Origin of the sequence: Algoriphagus machipongonensis, from assembly GCF_000166275.1 — a bacterium.
Classification (GTDB): Bacteria; Bacteroidota; Bacteroidia; order Cytophagales; family Cyclobacteriaceae; genus Algoriphagus; species Algoriphagus machipongonensis.
Window position 1 is genome coordinate 635,798 of the sequence record NZ_CM001023.1, and the last position, 13,176, is coordinate 648,973.

At 39.9% G+C, this 13,176-nt stretch carries 14 protein-coding genes; 6 read left to right on the plus strand and 8 right to left on the minus strand.

Annotated features, from left to right (window positions below):
- Positions 1 to 19: 19 nt before the first annotated feature.
- Complete coding sequence (gene glmM / locus ALPR1_RS02605; RefSeq protein ID WP_008198221.1) at positions 20 to 1,414, minus strand: phosphoglucosamine mutase; 1,395 nt, start codon at positions 1,412 to 1,414, stop codon at positions 20 to 22.
- 54 nt (positions 1,415 to 1,468) lie between these two features.
- On the minus strand, positions 1,469 to 1,699 hold the full coding sequence (locus ALPR1_RS02610; RefSeq protein ID WP_008198222.1) for a hypothetical protein: 231 nt from the start codon (positions 1,697 to 1,699) through the stop codon (positions 1,469 to 1,471).
- Positions 1,700 to 1,771: 72 nt separating this feature from the next.
- On the opposite strand from ALPR1_RS02610, the gene mazG reads away from it, so the two are divergent.
- From mazG to fumC, 4 genes are all read left to right on the plus strand, one after another.
- Positions 1,772 to 2,572 (plus strand): nucleoside triphosphate pyrophosphohydrolase, encoded by an 801-nt coding sequence (mazG, locus tag ALPR1_RS02615; protein ID WP_040302489.1) that lies wholly within the window; start codon positions 1,772 to 1,774, stop codon positions 2,570 to 2,572.
- A 33-nt stretch (positions 2,573 to 2,605) separates the two neighbouring features.
- Positions 2,606 to 2,986 (plus strand): RidA family protein, encoded by a 381-nt coding sequence (locus ALPR1_RS02620; protein WP_008198224.1) that lies wholly within the window; start codon positions 2,606 to 2,608, stop codon positions 2,984 to 2,986.
- Positions 2,987 to 3,001: 15 nt separating this feature from the next.
- On the plus strand, positions 3,002 to 3,478 hold the full coding sequence (locus tag ALPR1_RS02625) for a hypothetical protein (RefSeq protein WP_050776359.1): 477 nt from the start codon (positions 3,002 to 3,004) through the stop codon (positions 3,476 to 3,478).
- 75 nt (positions 3,479 to 3,553) lie between these two features.
- A complete protein-coding gene (gene fumC / locus ALPR1_RS02630) occupies positions 3,554 to 4,954 on the plus strand; it encodes a class II fumarate hydratase (RefSeq protein ID WP_008198228.1) in 1,401 nt (466 codons plus the stop codon).
- A gap of 72 nt (positions 4,955 to 5,026) precedes the next feature.
- Here the strand turns inward: fumC and ALPR1_RS02635 are convergent, their stop codons facing one another.
- The 3 genes from ALPR1_RS02635 to ALPR1_RS02645 are packed head-to-tail and all read right to left on the minus strand — an operon-like array spanning position 5,027 to position 8,890.
- Positions 5,027 to 6,355: a dicarboxylate/amino acid:cation symporter gene (locus tag ALPR1_RS02635; RefSeq protein ID WP_008198230.1), complete on the minus strand. Its 1,329-nt coding sequence runs from the start codon at positions 6,353 to 6,355 to the stop codon at positions 5,027 to 5,029.
- A 19-nt stretch (positions 6,356 to 6,374) separates the two neighbouring features.
- On the minus strand, positions 6,375 to 7,451 hold the full coding sequence (gene aroC / locus ALPR1_RS02640) for a chorismate synthase (protein ID WP_008198232.1): 1,077 nt from the start codon (positions 7,449 to 7,451) through the stop codon (positions 6,375 to 6,377).
- The gene (locus ALPR1_RS02645) at positions 7,451 to 8,890 is read right to left on the minus strand and encodes a BatD family protein (RefSeq protein ID WP_008198235.1); all 1,440 of its coding nucleotides are present in this window, start codon (positions 8,888 to 8,890) and stop codon (positions 7,451 to 7,453) included. The genes aroC and ALPR1_RS02645 overlap by 1 nt, the downstream gene beginning before the upstream one ends.
- 115 nt (positions 8,891 to 9,005) lie before the next feature.
- On the opposite strand from ALPR1_RS02645, the gene ALPR1_RS02650 reads away from it, so the two are divergent.
- Positions 9,006 to 9,191, plus strand: coding sequence for a hypothetical protein (locus ALPR1_RS02650; protein ID WP_040302491.1), 186 nt, complete (start codon positions 9,006 to 9,008; stop codon positions 9,189 to 9,191).
- Between the two features lie 72 nt (positions 9,192 to 9,263).
- On the opposite strand, the gene ALPR1_RS02655 is transcribed toward ALPR1_RS02650, so the two are convergent.
- Together ALPR1_RS02655 and ALPR1_RS02660 are read right to left on the minus strand one after the other, a co-directional pair.
- Positions 9,264 to 10,493 (minus strand): ammonium transporter, encoded by a 1,230-nt coding sequence (locus ALPR1_RS02655; RefSeq protein ID WP_008198237.1) that lies wholly within the window; start codon positions 10,491 to 10,493, stop codon positions 9,264 to 9,266.
- Between the two features lie 33 nt (positions 10,494 to 10,526).
- Entirely contained in the window at positions 10,527 to 10,865 is a 339-nt protein-coding gene (locus ALPR1_RS02660; protein WP_008198238.1) for a P-II family nitrogen regulator, read from the minus strand.
- Between the two features lie 277 nt (positions 10,866 to 11,142).
- Here ALPR1_RS02660 and ALPR1_RS02665 point away from each other — a divergent pair, with 277 nt between their 5' ends.
- Positions 11,143 to 12,045 (plus strand): nucleotidyltransferase family protein, encoded by a 903-nt coding sequence (locus ALPR1_RS02665; protein ID WP_008198240.1) that lies wholly within the window; start codon positions 11,143 to 11,145, stop codon positions 12,043 to 12,045.
- Positions 12,046 to 12,075: 30 nt separating this feature from the next.
- Here ALPR1_RS02665 and recF read toward each other — a convergent pair whose 3' ends face one another.
- Entirely contained in the window at positions 12,076 to 13,176 is a 1,101-nt protein-coding gene (gene recF / locus ALPR1_RS02670) for a DNA replication/repair protein RecF (RefSeq protein ID WP_008198242.1), read from the minus strand.

Below are 13,176 nucleotides of genomic sequence, written 5' to 3' on the forward strand. Positions count from 1 at the left end.
TTATACTTGGGGTTATATACTAGATAAGAGACTCGCTGACGATCTCTTTGATATCCTGCATGATTTTCTTTGCCAGATGTTCTGCAGTCGCTTCAGACTCAGACTCTGAGTATATCCTGATAATCGGCTCAGTGTTAGATTTTCGCAAATGTACCCATTCTTTTTCAAACTCGATTTTTACACCATCGATATCGTTAATGGGATGCTTCTCATATTTCCTCTTGATCTTATCTAAAATCCTGTCTACGTTGATTTCTGGAGTAAGCTCAATTTTGTTTTTGGAGATGTAGTAATTAGGATAGCTGGCTCTCAATCGGGAAATGGTCTTACCAAAATTTGCCAGGTGAGTCAAAAACAAGCCAATACCTACCAAAGCATCTCTTCCATAATGTGAGGTAGGGTAAATAATCCCACCGTTTCCTTCACCACCAATGATTGCATCTACTGCTTTCATTTGGTTTACAACATTTACTTCCCCAACTGCTGAAGCAGTGTAAACTCCCCCATGCTTTTCGGTTACATCTCTCAATGCCCTGGTCGAACTTAAATTGGAGACAGTATTCCCATTTGTTTTAGAAAGCACATAGTCTGCCACTGCCACTAAGGTGTACTCTTCTCCGAAAGCTGAGCCATCTTCATTGATAAAAGCCAGTCTATCTACATCAGGATCTACCACGATCCCGAGGTCAAAACTTCCTTTATCCAACTTCTGAGAGATGTCTCGAAGGTTTTCAGGTAATGGTTCAGGGTTATGAGGGAAATGCCCATCAGGCGTACAGTACATTTCTTCTACCTCAGTTACTCCTAAAGCCTTCAGTAATTTCGGTACAGCTATCCCTCCTGTGGAGTTGACAGCGTCTACCACTATTTTGAAGTTTCTGGCGGCAATGGCTTCCTTGTCCACTAACTCTAAATCCAGAACATGTTGGATATGACGGTCTATGTAGTCGTCAATCTGAGTGTATTCGCCTAATTTTTTTACTTCTGCAAAAGTGAAATCTTCTTTTTCGGCTTTCTCCAAAATGCTTTTTCCTTCAGCATCCGAGATAAATTCGCCTTTCGCATTTAAAAGTTTTAATGCGTTCCATTGAATTGGATTGTGGCTGGCAGTCAAGATGATGCCACCGCCGGCTTTTTCCAGTGGAACAGCAAATTCCACGGTTGGGGTAGTGCTCAATCCCAGATCTACAACATGAATCCCCATCCCTTGAAGGGTGGCGGAAACCAACTTTGAAATCATCTCACCAGAGATTCTCGCATCTCTTCCGATAATGATTTTTGGATTACCGGTGTTTTCCAGTACCCAAGAACCATATGCTGAAGTGAATTTTACGACATCTAAGGGAGTCAGACCTTCTCCTGCTTTACCTCCTATTGTACCTCTGATCCCAGAGATAGATTTGATTAACGACACGTACGGTAATTGATTTAGTTGATATTAGAAAAACTGATTCTTAGGCCAGAAAATTTATTTGAATTTAGCCATTACTTTATCCACCTCATTGTCTGGATTTCCGCAGCTACTATTTGCATCTACGGTTTTTCCACAATAACTGCAGGTTTCTCCATCTTTATTTAAATATGGGTTTTGCGAAGCACAAGTGCCTTTAAATTCTCCATTTTTAAGGAAAATCAGCCTTACTGACATCAAAATGAAGAATAATGCTACGAAACCAAGGGTTAGATATACTGTTGCCATAACGGATTAATTTGCGCAAATTTAAAGCTTTACTTCGAAAACGTCCATAAATCCAGCATAGTTTCCTTAAGCATGTCTAATTTGAGTACCAGAGCCGAAAAGCTTGAAGCATTTGACCGATTATTAACCATCATGGATGAGCTTCGTGCTCAATGCCCTTGGGATAAAAAGCAAACTACTGAAAGTCTGAGGCATTTGACAATCGAAGAAACCTTTGAATTATCCGATGCGATATTGGAAGGAAATCCGGAGGAAATTAAAAAAGAGCTGGGAGATATTCTCTTGCACATTGTCTTTTATGCCAAGATTGGTTCCGAAGAAGAGACCTTCGATATCAAAACGATGATCGATTCTCTTTGTGAAAAATTAATCAGGAGACATCCGCATATCTATGGTGACGAATCTGCAGAAAACGATACTGAGGTCAAACAGAATTGGGAAAAGATAAAACTGAAGGAAAAGGGCAATGTTTCTGTACTAGGAGGCGTTCCAAAATCACTTCCAGCTTTAATAAAAGCCATGAGAATTCAGGATAAAGCGCGGGGAGTAGGATTTGACTGGGAAGAGAAAAGTCAAGTTTGGGAGAAGGTCGAGGAGGAAATGCAGGAATTTAAAGAGGAGTTTAATGTAGCAGATAATGCTCCTATTGATAAAGCCAAGGCTTCGGGTGAGTTTGGTGATCTCCTATTTTCTTTGATCAATTATGCTCGCTTTATCGAGATTGATCCAGAAGAAGCCTTAGAAAGAACCAATCTCAAGTTTATCAAGCGATTTCAATATTTAGAAAGTGCTGCGAAAGAAGCAGGAAAAAATTTAGCTGATATGACTTTGTCCGAAATGGATGTGTTTTGGAATGAAGCAAAAGCAAAGTGAAAAGATTACCAATTTAGAATTAGAATAATACCCATGGCAAATCAGATTATTTACACAAAAGAAGCTCCTGCTCCTATCGGACCCTATTCTCAGGCCGTATTGGCAGGAAATACCCTTTATGTTTCAGGCCAAATCCCCTTGGACCCTGATACCGGTGAATTGATTAATGAAAACATTACCGAAGAGACACATGCGGTGATGAAAAATCTCGAGGCAGTGTTGAGGGCGGCAGGTTTTTCCTTTTCAGATGTGGTAAAATGCACGATTTTTATCAAAAGTATGGATGAGTTTGGTACGATCAATGACGCTTATGGGCAATACTTCAAAACAAACCCTCCGGCCAGAGAAACAGTTGAAGTAAGTAAGCTTCCAAAAAATGTAAATGTGGAAATATCCTGTATTGCAACTAAATAAATCGATTTGAACCTATTGCCCTACCATAGTGAAACACTAGTAAGTGCCCTTTCAAAACCTGAGGTCTTGGGGCATTTAATTCGGGTAACAGCCGAGGTTAATTACCTGGATGTAAGGACTCGTGGGGATCATACTATCTTATTTAATGGGATGGTGGGGCAAAAAGGCTTTAGAATTTCAAGAAAAGTAGATAAAGGAGATACCTTCCTTCCTTTGGTGCTGGGTCATGTGGAGGAAACCCCTAGAGGGAGCATCATTTTTTTGAAGTATAGATTGTTCCCCGGAGCCATCTTTTTTCTGGCTTTTTGGAGTTTGGTTTTATTGAGCTTCACTGGCTATTATTTTGGAGTGGATCAAAACTATTTCTATGGAGGTATTTGCTTATTGTTGGCCATTCTTAATTATGGATTGGCACTTTATTTTTTTAATAGGCAGTTGAAAGCTTCCCGAGCGATTTTTTACAAATTGATCAATTTCCAGTTAAAGGATTAATCTCCTGCTTTCAAGGAAAAAAGCCGCTAATAGCTTAATTTAGCGCCCGATAACCAATAAAAAATTCCTAAAATAATGAGCATACGTATCGAGAAAGACACGATGGGGCCTGTAGAGGTGCCTGCTGACAAATACTGGGGCGCCCAAACTCAGAGATCTATCAATAATTTCAAAATTGGTGGAGAAAAAAATCAAATGCCCATCGAAATTATTCGTGCTTTTGCAATATTGAAAAAAGCTGCTGCTTTTACCAATGCAGAGCTTGGCGTTTTAGATTCCACAAAAGCTGATGCAATTGCTTCAGTTTGTGATGAAATCCTGGAAGGTAAATTAGATGATCAGTTTCCACTAGTTGTTTGGCAAACTGGTTCTGGTACCCAGTCTAATATGAATACCAACGAAGTGATTGCTTATAGAGCTCACGTGAAATTGGGTGGTTCTCTTGAGGATGCCAAAAAGAAAATCCATCCCAACGATGATGTAAATAAATCTCAGTCTTCCAATGATACTTTTCCAACGGCCATGCATATCGCTGCCTACAAAATGGTTGTGGAAACCACATTGCCAGGAATGGAGAAGTTGAGAAACACGCTTCAGTCGAAAGTTGAATCTTTCCAAGAGGTGGTGAAGATTGGTAGAACGCACTTCATGGATGCTACACCTCTTACTCTAGGACAAGAATTTAGTGGTTATGTAGCTCAACTTGATCATGGAATCAGAGCGATCAAAAACACCTTATCACATCTTTCTGAGTTAGCTTTAGGAGGTACTGCAGTGGGAACTGGTTTGAATACACCCGCCGGGTACTCTGAATTAGTGGCTAAAAAGATTGCTGAAATTTCGGATCAGCCATTTGTTACAGCACCTAATAAATTTGAAGCACTAGCGGCTCATGATGCTATGGTAGAAACTCATGGTGCGCTAAAGCAAGTTGCTGTTAGCTTGATGAAAATTGCCAATGACATTAGAATGCTTTCTTCAGGACCTAGATCAGGAATCGGTGAGATCTTGATTCCTGAAAATGAGCCGGGTTCTTCTATCATGCCAGGAAAAGTAAATCCTACTCAGGTGGAAGCCTTGACCATGGTGGCAGCTCAAGTAATGGGAAATGATGTAGCGATTACTATTGGTGGAGCGACAGGACAATTTGAATTGAACGTATTTAAGCCATTGATCGCAGCAAACTTCTTACAGTCTGCAAGATTGATTGGAGATGCTTGCGTTTCCTTCAATGATAATTGTGCTGTGGGTATTAAGCCAAACATGCCGATGATCAAAAGACATCTTGAGAATTCCCTGATGCTTGTAACAGCATTGAATACTCATATCGGATATGAAAATGCAGCAGCTATTGCCAAGAAAGCGCACAAAGAAGGGACAAGTCTTAGAGAAGCAGCGATCGCATTAGACTTGTTAACCTCTGAGCAGTTTGATGAGTGGGTACGTCCAGAAGATATGACTGGAAGCTTGAAATAAGTGATTTCAATACACGAAAAAAGCCTGGTTCTGAATAGAGCCAGGCTTTCCTATTTTTTATACTAGTGTGGTCTATTGATTGGGGGTCAATGGATTAGACTTTCTGATTAATCCATCAGGAAGTTCTCCTTCTGTGCTTGCCACGATGGTACAAACCGTCGCATCTCCAGTAACATTTACGACCGTTCTAAACATATCCAATATTCTATCAGGAGCAATGATCAGGGCAATGCCAGCCGCTGGGACACCAATAGATTCAAGAACAATGATTAGCATAATCAATCCTGCTCCAGGCACACCTGCAGACCCAATGGAAGCTAAAGTGGCTGTTAATACGATCATCAATTGCTGTGTAAGGGTCAAGTCCATTCCTAATGCCTGAGCAATGAATACTGCTGCAACACCTTGATAGAGACTTGTACCGTCCATGTTGACGGTAGCTCCCAAGGGAAGCACGAAACTTGAAATCTCTTCAGAAACTCCAAGCTCTTCTTCTACCTGCTTCATGGTCACGGGTAATGTTGCAGAACTTGAACTTGTGGAAAACGCCAATAGTTGAGCTGGGCGAATTGCTTTGAAAAAATCCTTGTATTTCACTTTGGTGAAAGACATTAAAATGGAAGGATAAATTACCAATATCATGGTAAATAACCCTGCTACCACGACCAAGCTATATTTCAATAAAGCTAGAAGCAATTGAACTGCAGATTCTGGATTATCTCCAGCAATCTCCACTATTAGTGATGCCATCAAAGCAAAAACACCATAAGGGGCAATCAGCATGATGTAATTAACTATTTGTATGATCACATCATTCATTCCGTCGAAGAATGCTATGACGGGTTCTGCTTTGGATTTCTGAATCTTCAATAAGGAAACTCCGACGATAATTGCAAAGAAAACAACCTGAAGCATGGCTCCATTGTCTGTTGCTGCTTGGAAAACGTTTTGTGGTACAATATCTACCAAAGGCTGTAATGGACTTTGCTGTTGTAGTTCGGCTGCCTGTCCTACTCTAGAACCAGCATCCCCCTCATACAAAGTCATTAAGCTTTCCCTGGTTTCTGGAGGTAAGCTTTTACCTGGAGCAAAGATATTTACCAGAATTAGACCGATGGAAATAGCTACCACCGTAGTCAGTAAATAGGTTAATATCGTTTTACCACCAATTCGACTTAATTTTGAAATATCTCCTAAGTTGGAAACCCCTACAATCAGTGAGGCGAAAACCAAGGGAACAGCGATCATTTTCAGGGAGTTGATAAAGATCGTTCCTATAGGTTTTATGTAATCCAGAGTGAATGAATTAGGGATAGCAGTTTTGATCACCACTAATCCAAAGATTAAACCCAGGACTAGGCCTATGATGATTTGAGTGTGTAAGGGTATTTTTTTCAACATGTATTAGGCTTTTAAAAACTTACAGTTTATTGCTTTTTGCCAATAATATATAATCAGCTATTACCAAGGCCGCCATTGCTTCCACAATCGGTACCGCTCTTGGCACTACACAGGGATCATGTCGACCTTTACCCGAAACGGTTACAGATTCTCCAGACTCATTGACAGAGTCCTGATCTTTCATAATCGTTGCCACTGGTTTGAAAGCCACACGGAAATAAATATCTTCTCCGTTGGAAATTCCACCTTGGATTCCGCCAGAATGATTCGTCGCTGTTTTGATATGGTCACCCTCTTTGACAAAAGTGTCATTATGATCTGAGCCTCTCATTTTCACACCCTCAAAGCCACTGCCGTATTCAAAACCTTTTACTGCATTGATGCTAAGCATCGCTTTGCCTAGTTCGGCATGTAATCGATCAAAAACAGGCTCTCCAATCCCAGCAGGAGTATTTTGGATTACACAGGTAACGACACCGCCTATGGTGTCCCGATCAAGTCTTACCGAATCAATCAACTGGATCATTTTGTCTGCCATCTCAGGATCTGGGCATCTGATAATATTATCTTCTGCTGAAGCCAAGTTCATTTCCTGATAGGGTTTCTCTAGTTTGAGTTCGCCTACCTGAGTGACAAATGCTTGTAAATTGATGCCATAATGATCTAACAATTGCTTAGCTATTGCTCCAGCTGCTACTCTGGCTGCAGTTTCGCGAGCACTACTTCTTCCTCCACCACGGTAATCTCTAATCCCATACTTTTCAAAATAAGTGTAATCTGCATGGGAGGGACGAAATTTATCAGCAATATGAGAATAGTCTTTACTCTTTTGGTCTGCATTTCGGATGACAATCCCTATAGGTGTTCCAGTTGATTTTCCTTCAAAAACTCCAGAAAGCACCTCGATTTCATCCTCTTCTTTTCGTTGCGTAGTGATTTTGGATTGTCCAGGTTTTCTCCTTTGCATTTCCAGACGAATCTTCTCTTCATCAATAGGAAGTCCTGCCGGACAGCCTTCCAAAATTACTCCTAAAGCTACTCCATGAGATTCACCAAAAGTGGTGATCTTGAATAGCTTACCAAATGTATTACCCATTATTTCTTTCTTATGATCAAAATTGCCAATAAAATGACGGCTGCTAACAAAAGCATGTTGATCGCTGTGGTAAAATAGTATTTATATTGCTCGTTTAAAAACCGATTATCTTCAACATCGATTCGATCATATAGCCCTCCTAATCGTTGATTGGATAAGGCTTGGTTTACTTTACTTTCTCCTACAACCTTAATTGCAGCTTGGGGTCTCAGCGTATCATACACAGCTCTTGCTGGGTCAAAATAAATCCATTCAAAATGATCTGCCAAATTTACATCACCTGCTTCATTGATTGTGATGTAATAATTAAACTCCTTGATTCCAGAAACTCGCCCATATCCACGGTTGATTTGTTGGCGGACATTGGGGTCATAAGTATTTAAATTGGTGGTAGAAATCTTTCTGGGAGCTTGAATCGCATTGATATTCCCTACACCGCTGATTCCAAAGCTGTAGTCAAAACCCTGTCCAGTTTCCACTTCAATGTTTTTGATGTTTTCCCTGATTTGGTACTCACCAACGCTTACATCATTCTTAAGAGGATGTGGAGGTAGAGGTTTTACTTTGATTTTTTTAGCGCTGGAATAAAAGGTCTTGAAATCTTCCTGACGATTGGCACCAAAGAAGGTCGGGTTTTTAGCCACTTTGTACTTTATCATTTCCCAGGAAATCGGAGGAACTTCGATTTCACCTTCTGAAAATGGGAAAAATGTAGCTTCAAATACTTTGTATCGTACCCAGCGTTTTCCATTGATGGTTACCTGCTCAGGCTCGATATTGGTGATATTATAATTTTCCTCCCAAACTTCTTTTGGTTTTACTTTTTTGAGAATCTCATCCAATTGCCTGCCGGGCTCATAAAATTGAAATGGGGCTTGGTTCGTTTCAGACATATAAAATGCCAAAGTGAGGTTAAATCCTTCACCTACATAAACCTCCTCTTTATCTACTGCCAAAGAAAAGAAAGCATCGTCATCGACTTCTACATACTCAGGTTCCTCCACTGCAGACCTACCAAAGAAATCTGCAAAAGGATCCTGGGCTCTGCTTGCAGAAGACTGAGCATCTCCTACGGTAATGGTTTTCCCTTGAGATGAATAGGCTTGTCCATTTATTGTGACCTCAAATGAGGGTAAACTGAAGTTTCCTTTTCGAGTAGGTTTATAGTATTGGATAATACTGTTGGAACTACTCATTTGTCCATTGATCAGGTTCATGGAAGAAGATTGCGAAATCCCCTGCTTTTGAAAGCTTGGTATTTCAGGAAACTGATCGTAGGATTTTATTTTGTCATTTGATAAGGTTACTTTAATAGTAAATGTTTCATTCAATCCAATTTCATCGGGGCCCAGTTCGATTTGAACATCCTGGGCATGGGCTTTACTAAAAAATAGTAAAGTCATGCATACCAAAGTTGTTTGAAGAATCGTTTTTATCATGGTTGCGAAATTAGGAAATATTCTTTTTTAAGATGTCTTAATTAACGTAACAAACGGAGAAAACCATCCGTACTTCTAGATAATTTCAGTTAATAAACCCTAAACTCTTTAAACTATGATAGAATATGTGAAGACCATCCTACAAAAAGTCAGCTTTAGTACATATTTGTTTGAGCGTGAATTGAGGAAAGGCCTGAAGCTTATTTTACCTGATGAGCTAGAAGATTTTAGAAATTGGTGCTATGCTAAATTTGGTAATGTGCACCAAAGTACGCTCAATCGATGTTTTGTTCCAGCTTAAAAATGATAAAAGCCCCATTCCATTAAAGGTCCGGGGCTTTTCTTTGGTTGGTGGTTTGTGGTAGTATTATTTTTAATCTTTTGTTGAAAAGTCAGGATAAGCACTCATAGAGTGTTCATTGATATCCAATCCTTCGGTTTCTTCATTTTCAGGGACTCTAATTCCAATGGTCTTTTTCAAAGTGAAGAAAATGATCCAGCTAAAGGCTACACAAAATACTCCTACAGCTGCAACCCCGATTAATTGGGAAACAAATTGACTCATTCCTGCAAGGTCACCGAAGATGCCTACTGCTAAAGTTCCCCAGATACCTCCTACCAAGTGAACAGAGATGGCTCCTACTGGATCGTCAATTTTAACTTTGTCGAAGAAAACAACCGCGAAGACGATCAATGCTCCTCCAACGAATCCGATGATAGCAGATTCTCCTACGCCCATTTGATCAGCACCTGCTGTAATTCCTACAAGGCCTGCAAGAATACCATTAAGTACCATGGTGATATCATAGGTCTTAAACTTCAAATAAGAAATTATTAATGCTCCGAAAGCTCCTGCTGAAGCCGCGATACATGTGGTCACAAATACTTTAGAAACTAAGCCAGGGTCTGCACTTAATACAGATCCACCGTTGAATCCAAACCATCCAAACCAAAGCAAGAATACGCCTACTGTAGCCATTGGGATGTTATGTCCAGGGATAGCTTTCATTCCTCTTTCTGTGTATTTTTCAATTCTTGGACCTAATAAGGTAGCTCCAACCAATGCTCCCCAACCACCGACAGAGTGGACAATTGTGGAACCTGCAAAATCGTAGAATGGGGTAGAAAGCGCATCAAGGAACCCACCTCCCCATTTCCACATGCCCACGATAGGATAACAGATCGCTACATATAAAATGGAGAAAAAGATGAATGGGCCTAATTTTACACGTTCTGCTACCGCACCTGATACAATCGTAGCTGCAGTAGCCGCAAACATGGCCTGAAAGATAAAGTCTGTAAAGAAGGTGTAACCTTCATTATAATTGCTGGTGTCCCAACCTTCAGGAAGAGGAAGTCCAAATCCTGCAAATCCAAAGAAGGATCCTGCATAATCAGATCCTGGGTACATTAAATTAAACCCTACAAATGCGTAGGTTAAAAGTCCGATTGCTGGAATAATCGTGTTTTTAAATAGTATGTTAACCGTGTTTTTTTGCCTTGTCAAGCCAGCTTCCAAACTGGCAAATCCCAAGTGCATGATAAAGACCATCGTAGTGGCCACCATCATCCAGAGATTATTGACGGTAAATAATTCTTGCATAGGTTTGATTGTCTTTGAGTGAAAATGATAGAATTAAAGCGCTTGTTCGCCTTGGTCGTTATTTCGGATTCTATGAGCTTCCAAAACATCATAGACAAAGATTTTCCCATCACCAACCTCTCCAGTTTTACCTTCTGTTAGGATGCAGTTGATTACGGGTTCTACCAATTCGTCTACAGTGACTATTTCCAATTTGGTTCTTGGAATGTAGGTTGGTTCATAAGCAACACCTCTATAGGTTTGCTGCTTTGCATGCTCCAATCCCATCCCTTTCACTTCATAAAAGGTCAAGAACTTCACGCCCAATCCTGCCACGCAAGAATGGATCTGCTCAAATCGTGAAGTCCGAATGATTGCCTCGATTTTTTTCATTTTTCACAATGGGTTTAGTGGTTTATTGAAATATCGGCATGAAGGTAATAGAAAAATTAAATCTAAATCAATACCAAGTTATTTTTTTAACTGAGAAAATCAAAAGAAACATAATTCAGGAAATTTGTGGGTTAAAAAACTTAGTGATGAGCGTTTAGAAGTGATTTTTTTTAAAATTCAGGGTGTTTCAATAGCTGCAATTAATGAAAATGATGATTTTTTGAATTTGTGTCCCGTGAATAAAAAATTATTTTTGCCATCAGATTATTAATTAACTATGATTCAGAAACCAACACTTTTAGTACTTGCTGCCGGAATGGGGAGCAGATATGGAGGCGATAAGCAGATCGATGGCTTTGGACCTAATGGAGAAACTATTCTTGAGTATTCTATATACGATGCAATCAATGCAGGCTTTGGAAAAGTAGTTTTTATCGTCAGGAAGGAGATCCTTGAAGAAGCTAAGGAGATGTTTATCCCAAAAATGGCAGATAAGATTGAGCTTGATTTTGTCGTTCAGACACTGCAAAGTCATGTTCCAGAAAACTTATTACAAGCTGACAGGAAGAAACCGTTTGGGACAGCACATGCTGTTCTTTGTGCCAAGGATGCAATCAAAGAGCCTTTTGCAGTGATCAATGCAGATGATTTTTACGGGAAAGAAGCATTCCAAGAGATCGCTAAATTTTTGATGTCAGAGGTTAAGCCCGATCGCCATGCAATGGTTGGTTATGCTGTGCAAGATGTACTTTCTGAAAATGGGACTGTTAGCCGGGGAGTGTGTGAAACCAATGAAAAAGGCCAGCTAATTGGTATGGTAGAGCGAACATCCATCGCAAGAGAAGACGGAAAAATTCTAAGTAGAGGTGAAGGGGAAGTTTTTGAAATCCCTGAAAACACGCCTGTTAGTATGAATTTCTGGGGATTTCATCAGGATGTATTTTCTGATATTGAAAAGATGTGGAGTGAATTCCTACCTGCCAATATGGAGAATTTGAAATCTGAATTTTATATCCCTACCGTTGCCAACAACCTGATCCAATCAGGCGAGGCTGCTTTTGATATCCTCAAAGGTGGTAAAATATGGTTTGGAGTAACTTACTCAGATGATAAGCCAGTAGTGATTAAGGCATTAAAAGAGTTGCATGAACAAGGAGAATACCCTTCCAAACTTTGGTAGGAAATAATAAAGAGGCTTCGGCCTCTTTTTTTATTTAATCACATTCCCTTTTTCCAGTTCAAAGAAAAAAACTTCGCTATCCAATTGGGATAGTATTTTTTGTGAGCGTTCCGGTCGGGCATCTGTTAGGAATATCTGCCCAAATGTATGCTGGGAGATCAGTTGCATCATCTGCGCAATCCGAGTGTCATCTAACTTGTCAAAAATATCATCTAATAAAAGAAGTGGTTTTTCACCTTTAGCATTCTCGAAGATTTGAAATTGCGCCAACTTCAAGGAAATGATGAAAGACTTTTGCTGGCCTTGACTTCCAATCTTTCGAATGGGATGATCACCTATTAAAAAGCTATAATCATCTTTATGGATACCGGCATTGGAATTTTTGGTGATAAAATCCTTTTTTCTCAGACTGGAGAAGTAGTTAGAGAAATCTTCTCGCAAGGCTTCAGTTTCATAAACAATGGTCACTTTTTCCTGCCCTTGAGAGATTGCAGCATAATGGGACTGAAGCATAGGAGCCACTTCCTCTAATAATTCAGCACGTCTTGTTGCAATAGCTTTGCTCAAGATGATCATTTCCTCGTCATAGCTTCCTAGAAGCGTGAGATCTCTTCTTCCTGTTTCTGCAAATTTTTTCAATAGGGCATTTCTTTGCTTTAAGAAATGATGGTACCGGATCAGTTGATTTAAGTAATTTCGATCCAATTGGGATAATAAGCCATCAAAGAATTTTCTTCTTCCATCACTTCCTCCTCTAATCAAGTCGGTATCATCTGGAGCAATCAATACTAAGGGAAGGAGACCTACATGTTCGGAGGTCTTGTCAAGTGCTTTGCCATTTTGAAAGATCTGCTTTTTCTTGCCTAGCTCCACAGTACAGCGAACTTCTAAAGGCTTGCTTTCGATTTCAAAATGTCCTTTGATAGCAAAGAAATCTTTATCATGCAGCACATTTAAACTATCACTGGATTGCACTGCACTTTTTGTCAAAGACAAGTAATGTATACCGTCCAAAATATTGGTTTTACCACTGCCGTTGAGGCCTACGATGCAATTGATCTGGGGTGAAAACACCAGTTGGGTCTTCTCATGATTTTTAAATTGTAAGAGATCCAGAGACTTGAGGTGCAT